Origin of the sequence: Halomonas sp. SS10-MC5 (genome assembly GCF_015992245.1) — a bacterium.
Lineage (GTDB): Bacteria > Pseudomonadota > Gammaproteobacteria > Pseudomonadales > Halomonadaceae > Halomonas > Halomonas sulfidoxydans.
In genome coordinates this window covers 2402877-2421532 of the sequence record NZ_CP065435.1, presented here as the reverse complement: position 1 = coordinate 2421532, position 18656 = coordinate 2402877, and the positions used below count along the sequence as shown (strand labels likewise).

Annotated in this window: 15 protein-coding genes and 1 pseudogene; 12 read left to right on the top strand and 4 right to left on the bottom strand. The window is 68.0% G+C overall.

What is annotated here, in order from left to right; genetic code table 11:
- Positions 1–23: 23 nt before the first annotated feature.
- The gene (gene gcvT, locus I4484_RS11380; RefSeq protein WP_197447425.1) at positions 24–1139 is read left to right on the top strand and encodes a glycine cleavage system aminomethyltransferase GcvT; all 1116 of its coding nucleotides are present in this window, start codon (positions 24–26) and stop codon (positions 1137–1139) included.
- Between the two features lie 77 nt (positions 1140–1216).
- On the opposite strand, the gene I4484_RS11375 is transcribed toward gcvT, so the two are convergent.
- Genes I4484_RS11375 through I4484_RS11360 form a run of 4 tightly spaced genes read right to left on the bottom strand, consistent with a single transcriptional unit; the run spans position 1217 to position 5206 of the window.
- Positions 1217–3343 (bottom strand): YjbH domain-containing protein, encoded by a 2127-nt coding sequence (locus I4484_RS11375; RefSeq protein ID WP_197447424.1) that lies wholly within the window; start codon positions 3341–3343, stop codon positions 1217–1219.
- Positions 3340–4122 (bottom strand): capsule biosynthesis GfcC family protein, encoded by a 783-nt coding sequence (locus I4484_RS11370; RefSeq protein ID WP_197447423.1) that lies wholly within the window; start codon positions 4120–4122, stop codon positions 3340–3342. Before I4484_RS11370 ends, I4484_RS11375 begins: the two co-directional genes overlap by 4 nt.
- Before the next feature lie 14 nt (positions 4123–4136).
- Positions 4137–4889, bottom strand: coding sequence for a YjbF family lipoprotein (locus I4484_RS11365; protein WP_197447422.1), 753 nt, complete (start codon positions 4887–4889; stop codon positions 4137–4139).
- Positions 4889–5206: a hypothetical protein gene (locus I4484_RS11360; protein WP_197447421.1), complete on the bottom strand. Its 318-nt coding sequence runs from the start codon at positions 5204–5206 to the stop codon at positions 4889–4891. Before I4484_RS11360 ends, I4484_RS11365 begins: the two co-directional genes overlap by 1 nt.
- A gap of 785 nt (positions 5207–5991) precedes the next feature.
- On the opposite strand from I4484_RS11360, the gene I4484_RS11355 reads away from it, so the two are divergent.
- From I4484_RS11355 to I4484_RS11305, 11 genes and pseudogenes are all read left to right on the top strand, one after another.
- Positions 5992–7128 (top strand): polysaccharide export protein, encoded by a 1137-nt coding sequence (locus tag I4484_RS11355; RefSeq protein ID WP_197447420.1) that lies wholly within the window; start codon positions 5992–5994, stop codon positions 7126–7128.
- A 10-nt stretch (positions 7129–7138) separates the two neighbouring features.
- Positions 7139–7597: a low molecular weight protein-tyrosine-phosphatase gene (locus tag I4484_RS11350; protein WP_197447419.1), complete on the top strand. Its 459-nt coding sequence runs from the start codon at positions 7139–7141 to the stop codon at positions 7595–7597.
- A 36-nt stretch (positions 7598–7633) separates the two neighbouring features.
- Positions 7634–9832, top strand: coding sequence for a polysaccharide biosynthesis tyrosine autokinase (locus I4484_RS11345; RefSeq protein WP_197447418.1), 2199 nt, complete (start codon positions 7634–7636; stop codon positions 9830–9832).
- 112 nt (positions 9833–9944) lie between these two features.
- Positions 9945–11261: a nucleotide sugar dehydrogenase gene (locus tag I4484_RS11340; RefSeq protein ID WP_197447417.1), complete on the top strand. Its 1317-nt coding sequence runs from the start codon at positions 9945–9947 to the stop codon at positions 11259–11261.
- A gap of 29 nt (positions 11262–11290) precedes the next feature.
- On the top strand, positions 11291–12241 hold the full coding sequence (locus I4484_RS11335; protein ID WP_197447416.1) for a Gfo/Idh/MocA family protein: 951 nt from the start codon (positions 11291–11293) through the stop codon (positions 12239–12241).
- A gap of 8 nt (positions 12242–12249) precedes the next feature.
- Positions 12250–12843: pseudogene (locus I4484_RS11330) on the top strand (acyltransferase); the annotation flags it as partial.
- A 51-nt stretch (positions 12844–12894) separates the two neighbouring features.
- On the top strand, positions 12895–13980 hold the full coding sequence (locus I4484_RS11325; RefSeq protein ID WP_197451006.1) for a DegT/DnrJ/EryC1/StrS aminotransferase family protein: 1086 nt from the start codon (positions 12895–12897) through the stop codon (positions 13978–13980).
- Positions 13981–14008: 28 nt separating this feature from the next.
- Positions 14009–15454 (top strand): lipopolysaccharide biosynthesis protein, encoded by a 1446-nt coding sequence (locus I4484_RS11320; RefSeq protein ID WP_197447415.1) that lies wholly within the window; start codon positions 14009–14011, stop codon positions 15452–15454.
- On the top strand, positions 15451–17076 hold the full coding sequence (locus I4484_RS11315) for an asparagine synthase-related protein (protein ID WP_197447414.1): 1626 nt from the start codon (positions 15451–15453) through the stop codon (positions 17074–17076). The genes I4484_RS11320 and I4484_RS11315 overlap by 4 nt, the downstream gene beginning before the upstream one ends.
- A gap of 2 nt (positions 17077–17078) precedes the next feature.
- Positions 17079–17729 carry a GNAT family N-acetyltransferase gene (locus tag I4484_RS11310; protein WP_197447413.1) on the top strand — a complete coding sequence of 217 codons (651 nt, stop codon included), beginning with the start codon at positions 17079–17081 and terminating at the stop codon, positions 17727–17729.
- Positions 17726–18652: a GNAT family N-acetyltransferase gene (locus I4484_RS11305; protein ID WP_197447412.1), complete on the top strand. Its 927-nt coding sequence runs from the start codon at positions 17726–17728 to the stop codon at positions 18650–18652. The genes I4484_RS11310 and I4484_RS11305 overlap by 4 nt, the downstream gene beginning before the upstream one ends.
- Positions 18653–18656: the final 4 nt, after the last annotated feature.

The window sequence follows — 18656 nt, the reverse complement described above, 5'->3', positions numbered from 1 at the left end:
CATCTCGTCACGAGGACCCCTACATGAGTCAACTCAAGCACACCCCACTGCACGCCTTGCATCTCGAGCTGGGGGGCAAGATGGTGCCCTTTGCCGGCTACGAGATGCCGGTGCAGTTCCCGCTCGGCGTCAAGAAGGAGCACGAGCATACCCGCGCCGCCTGCGGCCTGTTCGATGTCTCTCACATGGGCCAGATCCTGCTGCATGGGCCACGCCCCGCCGAGGCGCTCGAGACCCTGGTGTGCGCCGACATCGTGGGCCTGCCCGAGGGCATGCAGCGCTATGCGCTGTTCACCGGCCAGGAGGGCGGCATCCTCGACGACCTGATGGTGGCCAACCCCGGCGATGGGACGCTCTACCTGGTGGTCAACGCCGCCTGCAAGGAGCAGGACATCGCGCTGCTCGAGCTGGGGCTCGATGACGAGCATCGGGTCGAGGTGCTGGAGCGCGGCCTGCTGGCCCTGCAGGGGCCCGGGGCGGCGGAGGTCATGCGCCGTCACTGCCCCGAAGCGTGCGAGATGGTGTTCATGCAGCACGGTCGCTTCGCGATCGACGGCGTGCCGGTGTGGATCAGCCGCAGCGGCTATACCGGCGAGGACGGCTTCGAGATCTCGGTGCCGGCCGACCAGGCCGAGGCCCTGGCGCGGCGCCTGCTGGCCGAGGATGAGGTCGAGGCGATCGGCCTCGGGGCGCGGGACTCCCTACGCCTGGAGGCCGGACTGTGCCTTTATGGCCACGACATCGACACCGAGACCACACCGGTGGAGGCGGGGCTGATCTGGGCCATCGGCAAGCCACGTCGTCACGGCGGCGAGCGCTCGGCGGGGTTCCCCGGGGCCGACGTGATCCTGCACCAGGTCGACGCCAAGGATCATCGCCGCAAGCGTGTCGGCCTGCTGGGCGAGGGGCGGGCGCCGGTGCGCGAGGGCACCGAGCTCTTCGACGAGGAGGGCCAGCGCATCGGTACGGTGACCTCGGGTGGTTTCGGGCCAAGCGTAGGCAAGCCGGTGGCCATGGGCTACGTCGACATCGCCCATGCCGAGCTCGGTACCACCGTGTATGCCGAGGTGCGGGGCAAGCGGCTGCCCATGCTGGTGAGCAAGATGCCCTTCGTGACGCCGGGCTATCATCGCGGCTGATTGAGTTATACCGTTATCTTTCCTCGAGACCACCGCATGAAGATACGGTGGTCTCGTCGTTTTCGCACGGCAGGGGCTCATCGCATCAGCTCGGCCTGCTCCTCCCAGTAGCGGCCCATGCGGCGCTCCTCGGTCAGGTCGTAGAGCGACTCGCGGCGCGCCAGGCGGGCGCCGCCATCGCGGGTCAGCGGGCTCCAGGCGAGCTGGGCCCGCTGTCGGGTGGAGTGTACGAAGAAGGCATCCAGCGGCAGCGAGAGGTAGATGCCCTTGTCGAAGCTGCCTTCGCCGAAGTCGCTGCCGGCGTCGGTGAAGGTGGCCCAGCCGCCGAGGCGCACTCCCGAATCGAACTCCCGGGAGACGTCGAAGGTCATGCCGAGGTCCCCGGCCAGGTAGCGGCCCACGCTGACCTTGGCCAGCACGTCTTCGTAGTCGGTCTGCCAGTAGCCGGTCAGATGGCCCGTCCAGGTGCTGTAGTCGCGCATCTCGAAGCGCTGGTCGAAGTCGCGCTGCTTGACCCAGTTGAGGTCGAGCCCGAGGGCCACGTCGCTGTTGAACGGGCGGTAGAGCAGCTCCGCCCCCGCGCCGGCGAACATGGTCTCGAGCAGGCCACCATAGCCCAGTGCGTACCAGTCGTTGCCCAGCTGGGCGGTTCGGGTGTACTGGAGGTTGCTGATGCCGATGTCGGTCTCGGCCAGGTAGTCGCCGATATGGGTCCGCACCCGCGGCAGCTCCGAGGGGCCGATGTAGCGGTACTTGGCGAGGTTGTCGGCGAGGGTATAGGTGAGCGTAGCCGAGAGCCAGTGATTGGCCCCCAGCCGGTACTCGCTGTCGAGATTGGCGGATAGCCGGTAGAGATAGCCGTCGGGGCCGCCGAAATTCTGCTCGAGCTGCGGTTCCAGGCTGTAGGCGAGCCCGCGGGGAGGGGCTTCATGCAGCACCTCGCCCTCGCCCGAGCTCAGTTGGGCATGCGAGTAGATGCCGTGGCGATAGGCGACGTTCGCCTCGCTGGACTCGGCGGCGGCGACCAGGGCGTCACGCTGGTGAACGCTCTCGCGCAGGGGCATGCCGCGCTCATGCCAGCGGAAGCGGAAGCTCTCCACCTCTCCGTCGAGATGATTATGCAGCAGGCGCCCGGCGCGCTGCTCGCTCTCGGCGAGGGAGCGATAGCGCGTGGGTTCGCCCTCGACGGTGACGCTCGTGCCGTGCTGGCGGATGCGGTAGACGCCGATGCCGGCGTTGGCGTCCAGCTCGCGGCTTAGCCCGCCCCAGTCACTGGTGTGCTCGGCGGGGGCCGGCGCCAAATCGACGGGGAGGGGGTCGCGCTTGGCCTGGGAGATGCTGGCCAGGTTGGTCGCCAGGCTGATCCCGAGCATGGCGGTGTCACCGCGCTGCCAGCCGGCTCTGAGTTCGATGCCGTCGCTCAGGCGCAGCCGAGCCCCCAGGTTGAAGCGTGACGCTTGCTCCTGGTCGTTGCGCTGCGGCTCATGCTGATAGTCGTTGCCCTCCAGTTCGAGCTGCAGCACCAGCGGATCCCACGGGGTCTGGTATTCGATCCCGCCGAACAGCGCGCTGCGGCCGCTGAACAGGCTGCCCAGGTTGAAGTCGCCGCCATCGCCGCCCGAGCTGAAGCCGGAGCGCCGCTCGAAGCGCTCGTCGAGCCGGGCCAGCGGGTTGGTGAAATCTTCCTGGTTGCCGAGATAGCCCCAGCCGATCCCCAGTGAGAAATCGAAGTCGTGCCAGCGCTTGCTGGCCACCAGATATTCGCCCGAGAACAGGCCGGTGCCGCCGATGTCGCGGGCGCCGACGGCGATCTGCGGCCAGTAGCGATCCTCCTCTCGCAGCCTCACCTTGAAGTCGATGCCCTTGTCCAGGTTGTTGCGGTCTCCCGTGGCGGCCAGGTAGCGCCGGTTCTCCACCTCGACGTAGCGGAAGCCGGCTTCGAGCCATTCGGTGGGCTGGAAGAACAGCCCGTAGCGCCGGTAGGGCGCGGTACGCGACAGCGAGAAGGCGAAGCCGCCCAGCGGCGTCATGCGTGCGCTGGGGGTCTGCATCAGCCCGACGCCGCCGAAATCGCTCTGACCGCTGCCGAGGCGAGACAGGCCGGGCTCGGCGAGTGCCGGCGCGGCCAGGCTCATGGCGATGGCGATGGCGAGGGTCAGCGGTGCGAGGTGCGAGGAGCCGGGCCCGTGTGCGGGTCGCTTCATGTCGCAGGTCCTCCCGAATCGGCTTGACCCGCGGCGTGCGGCAAGGCGACGGCCTGACAGGCATCGCCGGGTAGGCGGGTCGCCAGGAAGTCGGGCAGGGCGCGATTGACCCAGTCCGACTCCTGAACCGGTTCGGGAAGGGCGATGGCCACGCGGCTGCCGGGAACCAGGGGAGCATCGCCGGCGTTCCAGGCGGCCACGCCGAGTCGGCGCGGCGCGCCCTGGGGGGCGATCAGCCACGCTTCGTCGGCGCCGGCCCGGTGGGCGTCGGGCTGTTGGCGCAGCAGTTCGCGCAGGCTCATGCCCGGGGTCCAGCGGTGACGCGTCACGCCGCCGAAGTGCCACAGCTCCACCCACTCGGGCACGTCGCAATGACCGACGGCCGCCAGCGAGGCCAGCGAGGGATCGTGCCGCGGCGAGGCGAGCAGGGCGGCGAGGTCGGCCCTGGCAGGGGTGCGCCCCGCCGCCGCCTGCAGCTCGACGATGGCGGCCTGCCATGCGGCCAGCCCCCGGGCCATGTCGCTGCGCCCGGCCAGGGAGTACCAGTCGATCAGCGTCGCCAGTTCTTCCCGCAGGCGCCTGGCCCGGCGCTGCTGAGGCTCCTGCTGACGTTCCAGCAGGTAGTAGCTGTAGGCGGGTGGTTCGGGCAACGCCGGCTGCGCGAGCCACAGGTCAGACAGCCGTGGGGTCTCGGCCTGGACGTGAAGGGGTAGGGCCAGCAGCGCGCCCAGGCAGGCTGAGCGCCAGCCGCCGGCATGGGGGGGGTGACGTCGGGTCATTCTCACTCTCTTTGTCACGACGATGGCACGGCGTCGGGCAGGCTCGTCTGCCCGTCGTCGTGCCCGGTGTCCTCGGCATCGCTCCACCAGGGTCTCGCCACCTGCCAGCGCAGGCGTGGACCGTCCGGCCAGAGCGCCATGTCACCCCCCCAGATCCGCAGGCTGCCCGGCTCGCGCCAGTACACCCCGCGGCTGTGCGTATTGCTGCCCTGCCAATCGAGTCGTTCGGTACATCGCTCCAGCGTTAGCCGGGTCAACGGCAGGTCGACGGGCTGCGCCGCCTCGCAGGTGAGACTTGCCGTTGCCATGTCCTGCCACTCCTGGCCGTCGGCATCGCGCCAATGAACGTGCACCCGGTAGTGTCCATGGCCCGGCTCGGCCGTGAGCCAGCGTCCCAGCAGGAGCGCGTCGAAGCCGGCCGTGCTGGCGGGAACGCCATCGCGCAGCTGCAGCGTGGCGCGATCCCCGGCCTGCCAGTAGGTATCGCGGCCGTTATGCCCGGTGCGATGCGCCATTACCAGCAGCGCCTGGTTGCCCTCGGTGCGTGCCACCAGCGTGGCGTAGGGTAGCGCTTCGGCCTGTGCTGCGGGGTCCTCGCCGCGAGCCCCGCCCATCAATGTGGCGCCCATGGGCGTCAGCCGCCCGCCTTGGGCACAGGCCGTCATGCCCGCGACCAGTCCCCCCGCCAACAGCAGGCGAAGCAGGACCGCCTTGCGGCGGCCCTGAGTCGGCACACGTCTGATGCTGTACCGTCTGTCGCGGCTCATCAGCGCGTCCCGGTACCGGTACCCGTCCCGGTGCCGGTACCCGTGCCGGAGGCACCGATCGCCACGCCGATGCCGGCGGCTCCCCGGCTCACCGCACCGGCCAGGGCCTGGCCGGAATTGCCCGGGGCCTCGGCGCCGGCACCTATGCCGGTGGCGAGCCCGCCGCTAGCCACCGCGCCCGGCGCCGGCGTATTTGCCGAGTTGCCCGGGGCGCCCGGCGTACCCTGGGGTAACGTGGCCTGCTGGGCCAGCGCGAGCGGCGCGAGGCCCAGCAGGGTCACGCCCGCCAGGGTGGCGATGCGCCTTCGTAGTTTCATGGGTTCAAGCATATCGATATGGCTCCTTTATTGCGCCGGATGCTTCCGGCGGTACGAATAGCCGGACGGCGTATCCTGTAATGGTGCTGGATTACCACCCGGCCAACCTGCCGTCGGCAGGTAATGCAGACAGGCTTGCATAGACTTGCCCCCGTGACGTTTAAATGCCATGGGGGTTTCGGTTCGAACGGTGAATTGATAACCTAATTAGTGATAACAGGAAAGAAACTTATCTTGTTCCAGCGTGTCCGTGTGTATATAAGAGTAAAAAAATGTATAGAACTTGATAAGGGGTAGTGGCGAGCAAAAAAAAAGATTATTCTAGCCCTGTTCACTTGGCACCTTGCATGGAGGCAAGGGCCCTGTCTTGTCGAATTCCTTGAGTATGCGTCGTGTCGCGGTTCTTGCCGCTGGCATTTTTTCGCCCTGAAAACAGGGTGATGCGCGTGGCTTCGGGGATTGTCGTCTTAACCTCGCGGCGGTAGCGTGTCTTGCGGCGGGAGGGTTTCTTTACTTGTCTCGATGTCGGATAAAGTATTCTTAGGTTTATGTTTGGAATATTGGTGTCGACGTCGGGAGACAGTTTGAATTAGTTGGTGTCGCCGGATGACTACAATCGCGTTTAATTATTGTGTCAGGTTGAGAAATTTGGGTGCGGTTGAGGTTATTTGTTGGTTTCCTCCCGTGTCACTTGGTGGCGACATTAACGAATAATAAAAGCGACAAGGAATGACTGCTTAAGGCGACAGGGTCCAGGTTAATAATGGCACGCGAGTGAAAATTCGATGAATCACGACTTCCAGCGGCTCCGGGTGGGGCGCTTGTTTCTTTGTTTCGGGCTGTTTGCCTTGGGTGGATGTGCCTTTGCCCCGGGAGGGCATATCGATTACCAGGCGGACTCCGCCCCGATCGACGATCTGGTCGATATCGAGCCCATCACCTTCGGCCTGGTGCGCAGCCAGCGCCAGGAGCTCCTCGGGGCCGAGGATATGGAGAAGGCCGGCGACGCCCTGCGTGAGGAGGTCACCGACTATGACTACTACATCGGCAAGGGCGACGTGCTCACCGTCATCGTCTACGGCCATCCGGAACTGACGATTCCCGCCGGCGGGGAGCGTAGCGCGGCGGAGTCGGGCAATACCGTGCACAGCGACGGCACCATCTTCTATCCCTTCATCGGCCGCATTCCGGTGGAGGGACGGACGGTGCGCGAGGTGCGCGAAGTCATCGCCAGCGGGTTGGAGCCCTACGTGGCCATGCCCCAGGTCGAAGTCCAGGTCGCCCAGTACAACTCCCAGAAGGTCAACGTCACCGGCGCCGTGCAGGAGCCCGGCCCGCTGCCGATCCGCAACGTGCCGATGAGCGTGCTCGACGCCATCAACCTGTCCGGCGGGCTGGCGGAGCACGCCAACTGGCACGACGTGCTGCTGACGCGGGACGGCGAGGAAACCCGTGTGTCGCTGCACGACATGCTCAACAACGGCCGTCTCGACCAGAACATGCTGCTGCGCGATGGCGATGTGCTGCACGTGCCCGACAACAGCAACCAGAAGGTGTACGTGATGGGCGAGGTGCGCGAGCCGACCAGCCTGCCGATGGGGGCGAGCCGGCTGACGCTGACCGATGCGCTCTCCGAGGCTGGCGGCATCAACGAGGGCAATGCCAACGCCTCGGGCATCTTCGTCATCCGCCGGGCGGCGTCGGACAGCGACAAGCTCGCCACGGTCTACCAGCTCGACGCCAGCAACGCGACGGCACTGATGCTGGGTGCCGAATTCACCCTGCAGCCGACCGATGTGGTGTACGTGACGACCACGCCGCTGGGGCGCTGGAACCGTGTGGTGCGCCAGCTGCTGCCCACCGTCAGCAGTCTCTACCAGACCACGCGCACCGGGCGTGAGCTGGATCGTGTCCGCGAATAGAGGGAAGGGAATGTTTCAGGAAGTACTCGTGGTGTGCATCGGCAACGTCTGTCGCAGCCCGGTCGGAGAGGCGCTGCTCAGGCGGGCTCTGCCCGGCCACCGTATCGCATCGGCCGGCCTGGGGGCGCTGGTCGGACACGCCGCCGACCCTACCGCCGCGCGCCTGGCGGAGGCTGATGGGCTCGATCTCTCCGCCCATCGGGCGCGCCAGATCGACGCCGGGATGGTGCGCGAGGCCGACCTGGTGCTGGTCATGAGCGAGGGCCAGCGGCTGGCGATTGCCGAGCAGTTCCCTTTCGCCACCGGCAAGACCATGCGCTTCGGGCGCTGGCTGCCGGGTGAGGCGGGCAGCGGGGTGGACATCCCCGACCCCTACCGCAGGAACGAAGAGGTCTTTGTACGCGTGCATCGTCAGCTTACCGAAGCCGCGCGCCTCTGGCAGGCGCGCCTCGGCGGCTCGCGAGGCTGACGCGAACGACTCCCTTTTCACGCCAGGACTCTACCAATGGTGAAAGAGATCAAGACGGGCTCGCGCCCAGCCCATGACGATATCGATCTGGGCAGGCTGTTCGGCGTCCTGCTGGACAACAAGTGGCTGATCATGCTGGTGACGGCGGTCTTTGCCGTGGCGGCGGTGATCCACGTGCAGCTGGCGACGCCTATCTACCGCGCCGATGCCCTGGTGCAGGTGGAGGGCAAGACCGGGCTGAGCAATCCGCTCGCCGAGGTGCGCTCGATCCTCGAGGAGGAGACCAAGGCCGAAGCCGAGCTCGAGATCCTGCGCTCGCGCATGGTGCTCGGCCAGGCCGTCGACCAGGAGCGCCTCGACATCGAGGTGATCCCGACCCGGCTGGCCTTCGTGGGGGATTATCTGGTCAGGAGCGGCATGCAGCGGCCCGGCTTTGCCGAGCGCAGCGTGTGGGCCGGCGAACACCTCAACGTGGGGGAGCTGCGCGTCGACCCGGAGTGGCTGGGCCGCGCGCTGCGCCTGGTGGCCGGCGAGCCCGGCAGCTACCGGCTCTATCACGGTGAGACGCTGCTCGGCGAGGGGCGGGTCGGTACCACCGAGAGCTTCGACGAGGGCCGCATCGAACTGCGCGTGGCCGAACTGGAGGCCGGCGAGGGGGCGGAATTCACCGTGGTGCGGCGTACCCGCCTGGCCGCGATAAACAACCTGCGCTCACGCTTCAGCGTCGGTCAGCGCGGTCGTGACAGCGGTGTGTTCAACATGACCCTGCTCGACGAGAACCCGCGCCGCGCCGAGCGTACCCTGAGCGTCATTGCCCAGATCTACCTGACCCAGAACGTCGAGCGCCAGAGCGCCGAGGCGCAGCAGAGCCTCGAATTCCTGGAGGAGCAGGTTCCCCAGGTGCGCAACGACCTGGCCGCCGCCGAGGATGCCCTCAACGCCTTCCGCATGGAACACGAGAGCCTCGATCTCAACCTCGAGACGCGCTCGGTGCTGGACCGGGTCGTCGAACTCGACACCCAGTTGGGCGAGCTGGAGATGGAGCAGGCCGAACTGAGCCAGCGCTACAACGCCTCGCACCCGCTTTATGCCGCCCTGATGGAGAAACGCCACAATCTCGAGCGCGACCGCGAGCGGCTCAACGAGCGCATTCACGGGCTGCCCGAGACCCAGCAGCAGATCCTGCGCATGACGCGCGACGTCGAGGTGACCCAGCAGGTCTACGTGCAGCTGCTCAACAAGATCCAGGAGATGAGCATCACCAAGGCCAGTACCGTGGGCAACGTGCGCATTCTCGACGATGCCGTTGCCCAGCCGGGGCCGGTGGAGCCGCGCAAGCCGGTGACCGTGGCCATGCTGACCCTGATCGGCGCCTTCCTGGCGGTGGCCTTCGTCATCGTGCGCAGCATCCTGCACCGGGGCGTGGAGAGTGCGGAGCAGATCGAGGACCTGGGGCTGCCGGTGTATGCCACCGTGCCGCTCTCCGACGATCAGCAGAAGCTGGTACGTCGGGTCAAGCGCCACAACCGGCGCCGTGGCCGCGCCGTGACCAACGGGGTGCTGGCCCAGAATGCGCCGGACGACACCGCCATCGAGGCCCTGCGCGGCCTGCGCACTTCGCTGCACTTCGCCATGCTGGAGGCCAACGACAACCGGCTGATGATCACCGGGCCGAGCCCCAATATCGGCAAGAGCTTCATCTGTATCAACCTGGGGGCGGTGATCGCCCAGAGCGGCCAGCGCGTGCTGATCGTGGATGCCGACATGCGCAAGGGGCACGTTCACACCGCCTTCAACGCCGATAGCAAGGGCGGGCTCTCCGAGGTGCTCGCCGACAAGGCCGCGCTCGACGAGGTGATCCGCCAGTCGCCGATCAACGGCCTGAGTTACGTCGCCCGCGGCAAGGCGCCGCCCAATCCCGCCGAACTGCTGATGAGCGAGCGCTTCACGCGGCTGCTCGAGGCGGTGAGCGAGCGCTTCGACCTGGTGATCGTCGACACCCCGCCGATCCTGGCCGTGACCGACGCCGCGGTGATCGGCCACCACTGCGGCACCACGCTGCTGGTGGCCCGCTTCGGGCTCAACCCGCCGCGCGAGGTCGACGTGGCCATTCGCCGCCTCGAAACCAGCGGTGTCACCGTCAAGGGCGGCATCCTCAACGCCATCGAGCGCAAGGCCGCCACCAGCTATGGCTACGGCTACTACCACTATGCCTACAAGACCACCCAGACCTGAGCGCCGCAGGCGCCAACGGACGTCGTCCGAGCCTGCCCGTGCAGGCCGTTCCCTGGCGTGAGGCCGGCTGGCCGAGCGCCGATCACTACCACTCGAAAACCATGGAAGCGTCATGACCACTATCAAAGATCGTCTGATTGGCCGGCTCGAGCGCAAGGAAGCCGTGATCGGGATCGTCGGGCTTGGCTATGTGGGGCTGCCCCTGATGCTGCGCTACAGCGAGATCGGCTACCGCGTGCTCGGTATCGACATCGATGCCGGCAAGGTGGAAAAGCTCAATGCCGGGCGCAGCTACATCGAGCACATCGACTCGGAGCGGGTCGCCCGGGCCAGGGACGCCGGCTTCGAAGCGACCACCGACTTCTCCCGCGTGGCGGAGGCCGATGCGCTGATCCTGTGCGTGCCGACGCCGCTCAACAAGTATCGCGAACCGGACATCAGCTTCGTCATCGGTACCGTCGATGCGCTCAAGGGGCACCTGCGCGAAGGCCAGGTGATCTCGCTCGAGAGCACCACCTACCCGGGCACCACCGAGGAGGAGCTGCTGCCGCGCATCGAGGAGAGCGGCCTCGCGGTCGGCGAGTCGCTGTTCCTGGTCTACTCGCCGGAGCGCGAGGACCCGGGCAACCCCGACTTCGAGACGCGTACCATTCCCAAGGTGGTCGGCGGGCACACGCCGGCGTGCCGCGAAGCCGGCGTGGCGCTCTACCGCCCGGCCATCGACCAGGTGGTACCGCTCAGTTCGACCCGTGCCGCCGAGATGACCAAGCTGCTCGAGAACATCCACCGTGCGGTGAACATCGGCCTGGTCAACGAGATGAAGATCGTCGCCGACCGCATGGGCATCGACATCTTCGAGGTGGTCGACGCCGCGGCCACCAAGCCGTTCGGCTTCACCCCCTACTACCCGGGGCCGGGGCTGGGCGGCCACTGCATTCCGATCGACCCCTTCTACCTGACCTGGAAGGCCCGCGAGTACGGCCTGCATACCCGCTTCATCGAACTCTCCGGCGAGATCAACCAGGCCATGCCGGACTACGTGGTGGGCAAGCTGATCGAGGGGCTCAACCAGCATGGCCGGGCGTTGAAGGGCAGCCGCGTGCTGGTGCTCGGCATCGCCTACAAGAAGAACGTCGACGACATGCGCGAGTCGCCGTCGGTCCACATCATGGAGCGCATCCGCGACCGCGGGGCCGAAGTGGCCTACAGCGACCCCCACGTGCCGGTCTTCCCGCCGATGCGTGAGCACCATTTCGAACTCGAGAGCGTGCCGCTCACGCCGACCACGCTGGCCGAGTACGATGCCGTGGTGCTCGCGACCGATCACGACCGCTTCGATTACGACATGATCCGCGCCCACGCCCAACTGATCGTCGATACCCGCGGCATCTACCGCGGCGAGAGCGAAGATCGCGTGATAAAGGCCTGAACCCCATGCCCAATGCACAGGTACCCGCCATGAAATACTTCGCCCTGATCGGCGCCGCCGGCTACATCGCTCCCCGCCACATGAAGGCCATCAAGGAGACCGGCAATCACCTGGCCATGGCCTACGACATCAACGACTCGGTGGGCATCATCGATTCGATCTCGCCGGAAAGCGAGTTCTTCACCGAGTTCGAGCGCTTCATCGAGAGCGCCTGGCAGCGCAAGCGCGACCCCTACACGGCGCTCGACTACGTCTCGGTATGCTCGCCCAACCACTTGCACCATGCCCATATCGCCGCCGGCCTGCGGCTGGGCTGCCATGTGATCTGCGAGAAGCCGCTGGTGCCGACGCCGGCGCTGCTCGACGAGCTCGCCAAGGTCGAGCAGGAGACCGGCCGCCGGGTGTTCAACATCCTGCAGCTGCGCCACCACCCGGCCATCGTCGAACTCAAGGAGCGGGTGGCCGGCACGCCGCGGGACGACAAGTACGACGTCGAGCTGACCTACATCACCTCGCGCGGCAAGTGGTACCACGAGAGCTGGAAGGGCGACCCGCGCAAGTCGTTCGGGGTGGCGACCAATATCGGCGTGCACTTCTTCGACATGCTGCACTTCGTGTTCGGCGATCTGCAGCGCAACGTCGTCCACTACCTCGACGAGCATCGCGCCGCCGGCTTCCTCGAGTACCAGAAGGCGCGGGTGCGCTGGTTCCTGTCGATCGACAGCAACGACCTGCCGAGCAGCGTGCAGGGGCAGCAGACCACCTACCGCTCGATCCTGTGCGAGGGCCGCGAGATCGAGTTCTCGGGCGGTTTCACCGACCTGCACACGGTCTCCTACCAGGAAATTCTGGCCGGGCGCGGCTTCGGTCTCGAAGATGCCCGCCACTGCATCGAGACGGTCGACACGATTCGCAACGCCGCCCTGGAAATTCCCGCCCGCAACGAGGCGCATCCCTGCCTCAAGCGGCACCTGATGTGAGGTTCGCCATGGACAGCCAACCGCACGACAGCCGTTACCCCGGTGTCCGGATCCACCCCAGCGCCATCGTCGACGACGGGGCCGAGATCGGCGAAGCGTCCCGCGTCTGGCACTTCGTTCACGTCTGCGGCGGTGCCCGCATCGGCCGTGGCGTGTCGCTGGGACAGAACGTCTTCGTCGGCAACCGGGTGGTCATCGGTGACCGCTGCAAGGTGCAGAACAACGTCTCGGTCTACGACAACGTCACCCTCGAGGCGGGCGTCTTCTGCGGCCCCAGCATGGTCTTCACCAACGTCTACAACCCACGCTCGCTGGTCGAGCGCAAGGACGAGTACCGCGACACCCTGGTGCGCGAGGGGGCGACGCTGGGTGCCAACTGCACCATCGTCTGCGGCGTGACCGTGGGACGCCACGCCTTCATCGGCGCCGGTGCGCTGGTCAACCGCGACGTGCCCGACTTCGCCCTGATGCTCGGCGTGCCCGCCCGCCAGCAGGGCTGGATGAGTCGCCACGGCGAGCGTCTCGAGCTGCCGCTGGAAGGCGAGGGCGAAGTGACCTGCCCGCACACCGGCGAGCGCTATCGGCTCGAAGGGAAGAGGCTCCGCTGCATCCCGGCGCAGGAAGCGCCGTCCGCCGCCAAGGACACCCGTCGCATGGACTTCATCGATCTCAAGGCCCAGCAGGTGCGCATCCGCGAACGCATCAACGCCGGCATCCGCAACGTGCTCGATCACGGCAAGTACATCCTCGGCCCCGAGGTGGACGAGCTCGAGGCGCGCCTCGCCGACTACGTCGGCGTGCGCCACTGCATCTCCTGCGCCAACGGCACCGACGCGCTGCAGATCGCCCAGATGGCGCTGGGCATCGCCCCCGGCGACGAGGTGATCACGCCGGGCTTCACCTACATCGCCACCGCCGAGACCGTCGCGCTGCTGGGCGCGCGCCCGGTCTACGTCGACGTCGACCCGCGCACCTACCTGCTCGACCCGGAAAAGCTGGAAGCCGCCATCTCCCCGCGCACCCGCGCGATCATCCCGGTATCGCTCTATGGCCAGTGCGCCGACATGGACGCCATCAACGAGATCGCCGCGCGCCACGGCATCCCGGTGATCGAGGACGCCGCCCAGAGCTTCGGCGCCACCTACCGCGGCCGGCGCTCGTGCAGCCTGTCGCAGATCGCCACCACCTCGTTCTTTCCCAGCAAGCCGCTGGGCTGCTACGGCGACGGCGGGGCGCTGTTCACCGACGACGACGAGCTGGCCAAGGTGCTGCGCCAGATCGCCCGCCACGGCCAGGGGCGGCGCTACTACCACGTCCGCATCGGCGTCAACAGCCGCCTGGACACCCTGCAGGCTGCGATCCTGCTGCCCAAGCTCGACATCCTCGACGAGGAGTTGAGGCTGCGCGAGCAGGTCGCCGAGCGCTATGGCCGCCTGCTGCGTGCGCACGGCTTCGCCTCGCCCCACGTGGAGCTCCACAACACCAGCGCCTACGCCCAGTACACGGTGGAGGTCGACGACCGCGAGGTGGTGATCGCGCGGCTGGCCGAGGCCGGCATACCCACCGCCGTGCACTATCCGATCCCGCTCAACCAGCAGCCGGCGGTGGCCGACCCGGCCGTCGACCTGCCGGTCGGCAACGCGGCCTCGCGCCGGGTGGTCAGCCTGCCGATGCACCCGTACCTCACGGCCGAGGATCAGGAGCATATCGTCACGGCGCTCAGGGAGGCGGTGGCCTGAGCCGCCCGCCAGGGAGGGGAGACATCACGTGCTGAATCGGCTCGTCATACCGGCAAGACGCCTGCTGCCGACCCACGCCTTCGCCCGCGGGGTCAGCGTGCTGGTGGGGGGCACGGCGGGGGCGCAGCTGCTGACCATCGCCGCGGCGCCGCTGTTGACCCGGCTGTATGCGCCGGAGGACTTCGGCCTGCTGGCGGTCTACGGCGGCCTGCTGGCGCTGTTCACCGTAGTGGCCAGCGGCCGCTACCAGCTGGCCATCCCGCTGCCGGAAACGGAGCGCGAGGCGGCCGAGGTGCTGGCACTGAGCCTGACGGTCGTGGCCGTGACCACCCTGGTCGCGCTGCTGCTGGTGCTGCTCGGGGGGCGGGCGCTGGCCACGGCGCTGGGCGTGCCCTCGCTGAGCGCCTGGCTGTGGCTGCTGCCGCTGGGCGTGGCCGCAGCCGGGGGCTACCAGGCGGTCAGTCACTGGGCGGTGCGCACGCGTGCGTTCGCCGCGCTGGCCTCGACGCGGATCAAGCAGTCGCTGGCGCTGCTGGCGATCCAGCTCGTGGCGAGCCCGCTGGGCGGCGGTGGCCTGCTGCTCGGCCATGCCGCGGGGCAGGGCGCCGGTACCCTGGCGCTGGCGCGCCCGGCGCTGCGCGCCGTCGGCGAGCAGCAGGTCACGGCGGCAGGGATGTGGGCGGCGGCGTGCCGCTACCGCAAATTCCCGCTGCTCTCCTCCTGGTCGGGGCTGTTCAACACCCTCGGCAAGCAGCTTCCGCCGCTGCTCTTCGCCGCGCTGTTCAGCCCCGTGGCGGCCGGGCTCTATGCGCTGGCGCACCGCGTGCTGGCGATGCCCATGACGCTGATCGGCGAAGCCGTGGGCAAGGTGTTCTTCGCCAGCGCCGCCGAGGCCCATCGGCAGGGCGAACTGGGCCCGCTGGTGGCCAAGGTGCACGCCACGCTGGCGCAGCTCGCCATGCCGCCGGTGCTCGTGCTGATGGCGATCGGCCCGGAGCTGTTCGCCCTGGTCTTCGGCGAGCGCTGGCGCGAGGCCGGCGAATTCGCACGCTGGATGGCGCCCTGGCTCTACCTGGTGTTCATCACCTCGCCGCTGAGCCATCTGTTCTCGGTGCTGGAGCGCCAGGGGCAGGGGTTGATCTTCCAGGCGCTGTTGCTCGGCGTGCGCGTGGCGGCCATCGCCATTGGCGCCGCCCGCGATGACCTGCTGCTGACGGTGGCGCTGTTCTCGCTGGGCAGCGCCGCCTGCTGGATCGGCTTTCTGGTCTGGATCGCCCGGCTGACCGACAACCCGCCGCGGGTGCTGGCGACGGCCACTCTCACGGCGCTGGGGTGGGGGCTGGTGCTGCTGGCGCCGCTGCTCGCCGCCGGCTGGCTGGCCCCCGCGTGGCTGCCGTGGAGCGTGGCGCTGCTGCTTTGCGCCGCGCTGGTGGGATTGCGCTATTTCCTCCTGTTCCGAAGGGCCTATCAATGAGTTCGATACATTGTCACTTCGCTTCCTCGCGCTGGCAGCCAGGCAGGCTGCCGGACGGGCGTGGCCATGTCTGCGGCCGCGTCTGGCTCGACGGGCGGGAGCTGTCGCCCGATGCCGCCCTGGAGCGGCTGGAGCCGACCGGGGACGTCGAGGCCTGGCGCAGGCGCCTGGGCGAGCTCAACGGCTTTCACGCGCTGGTGCGAGACGCGCAGGACGGCCTGGTGGCCGTGGTGGATCGGGTGCGCTCGATTCCGCTGTTCTACGGCATCCGCGGCGACGCCTGCTATCTCAGCGACGATGCCGACTGGGTGCGCCAGCAGGTCGGCGAGGATCGGGTCGACGACGAGGCCAGGGCCGACTTCGAGCTGGCCGGCTACGTCACCGGCCGCGACACGCTGTTTCGCCGTGTCAAGCAGCTGCGCGCCGGAGAGGCGCTGGTCGTGAACACGACTGAGCCGGGCCTGAGCCTCTCCCTGGAACGCTACTATCGCTTTCGCCATTGCGCCGAGTCGGGGCATGACGAGAGTTCGTGCCTGGCGCGGCTCGAGGAGGTACTCGAGGCGGCGTGCGACCGGCTGATCGCGACGGCCGACGGGCGCCAGATCGTGGTGCCGCTCAGCGGCGGCTATGACTCGCGCCTGATCGCCACGCTGCTGGCGCGCCGCCAGTATCCGCGCATGCTGGCCTACGCCTACGGCTACCGCGACAACCAGGAGGCCAGGGTGAGCCGCGAGGTGGCCGGCGCCCTGGGGTTGCCGTGGACCTTCGTCGAGTACAGCCAGCAGGCATGGGGTCGCGTCGCCGAGAGCGAGGCGTACTGGCGCTACCAGCGTTGGGCCTCGGGCTGGAACGCCATCGCCAACATGCAGGACTGGCTGGCGGTCAAGTCGCTGACGGAACGGGGCGAGGTCGAGCCGGGGTCGCTGTTCGTGCCTGGTCACTGCTGCGTGACCGGTTTCGTACCGTCGAGCGCGTTCGAGGCCAGGCGAGAAGACCGCCAAATGCCGGCGGACGCGCTGGGCGAGGCCCTGCGTCAGCGGCATTTCACGCTCAACGCCAGCGAGGAGGGCGAGGCGCTGTTCCACGATCGTGTGCTGCCGCGCCTAGCCCTCGACTATCCGCTGGACGAGGCGCTGGAGCCCGACGAGTTCATTCGCCAGTTCGTGCAGTTCGGCTGGCAGGAGCGCCAGGCCAAGTTCATCGTCAACTCGGTGCGCAGCTTCGAGTTCTTCGGCCACGACTGGTGGATGCCGCTCTACGACCGCGACTTCATGGCGCTGTGGCAGACGGTGCCGTACCACTGGCTGGAGTGCCGTGCCGGCTATGTCAGCTTCGTCGAGGCCCTGTTTGCCGAGGTCAGCGGCCACCAGGCGCCGCTGGGCAACGCCGCGCATCGATCCCGCCAGAGCCTGCGCGCCCGCCTGAGCCGTCTGGCGGCCTTTCGCCGCGGCCCCGGTGCGCGGGTCAAGCGCTTGGCCAAGCGGCTGCTGCCGGGCCTGGCCCGGGGCAACACCCTGGCATCCACCGGGCGCTTCCCGCCCGAGACCCTCGAGCGCCTGCGCTCGCAGGGCTACTCGCACAACGGCGTGGCGGCGCAACTGTTCCTCGAGAGGTTTTGCTGATCATGAATGCCAACGCAGCGAGTCGACACCTGCGGGTCGCCTTCGAAGCGGCCGCGCTGATCGCACGTAACCTGCGCCGTACCAGGGGGTTCGCCACCGTGCCGCTGCGCCATCACGACGGCTACCGGCTGTGCGCCATGCGACGCCCGCACCTGCCCGGCGCCCTGGCGCTGTATGCCGAGCTGCACGACGGCCAGCCGCTCGACCTGCCCCGGCGCTGGCTGTACCGCCTGGCGGGCAACCGCCTCGGCGTGGTCGCCCTGGACATCAACGGTCGCGTGGTGGGGGCGGCCTTCTACGGCTTCAGTCGCCGCGACCTTCGCGAGGATCGGGTGCATTCGAGCTTCAGCGGCGTTCACCCCGCCCACCGTGGGCGCGGGCTCGCCACCGAGCTGCGCCGCACGGCCATCCTGCATTTCCGTGCCAACGGGGTGCGTGGCTACTCCTCGCGCATCTCGGCGGACAACGTCGCCTCGCTCAAGCCCAGCCTGCGTCTCGGTTTTCACATCGCCGAGCGTTACCAGGACCCGGTCAGCGGCGAGCAGCGCTACTACCTGGTCTGCGATTTCGACGACGACTACCGCGATGACACGACGCAGGGTCGCGAACCGCAGCCTCCGACCCCGGAGACGGAAAGGAAAGCCGTACCATGAACAACGACCCGCTGTTCCATCCCGGATGGATCCGCTTCAACGAGCAGCGCTGGGGACTGACGGCCGAGCCGCTGTCCTTCACGCCCGACAAGGGCGACGGTTGGCGGCTCGATACCGTGCTCTACCGCAACCACCAGGGGCGCCTGGTGACGCCGCCGCGCAATCCCCACCTGCCCATCGCGTTCCAGTGTGCCAGCGAGCGGCCCGCCTCGCGCAATCGGCGCAAGCGCCTGGCCCTGACCCGGCTGGCCGAGTACCTGCAGCAGTGCGAGTTCGGCGGCAGCCTCAGCCTCTCCTCGGTGGCGGACGACGTGCGCCCGTTCGAGTGGGCCAACATGGCGGCACGGCCGCGCTTCACCTACCACCTGGACATCGCCACGCGCGAAGACGCCATCGACCCGAGCGCGCGCAAGAAGGCGCGCAAGTGCCGCCGGCTTGGCTACCGCTGCGAGGTCACCGAGGAGTACGCCGCGGTGGCCGACTGCCTGGCGGGCCCGGAGGCGCGCAAGGGCTTCGACTATCGCCTCGATGCCGCGGAGCTCTCGCGGCTGGCCGAGCTGATGGGCCCGGAGCACTTCGTCTGCTTCCTGGCGCGCAACGCCGAGGGCGAAGCCATGGGCACCCGGGTGTGCCTCTTCGTGCCGGGCGGCCATGCGCTGGCCTGGTCGGCGGGCATGAAGACCGAGGCCATGAAGGACGGCGTCAACAACCTGGTCGCCGAGGAGGCGCTCGATTTCTTCGAGCGCCAGGGATGCACGGTCTTCGACTTCATCGGTGCCAACATCGCGCCGGTGGCGGAGATGAAAGAGGCATGGGGCGGGCGACTGGTGTGCCACTACACGATCAGCCAGCGCGGCATCCGCCAGCTGGCCCGTGAGGCATACGTCACGGCCCGTACACTGATGAAGAGGGAATCCAAGTGAATGA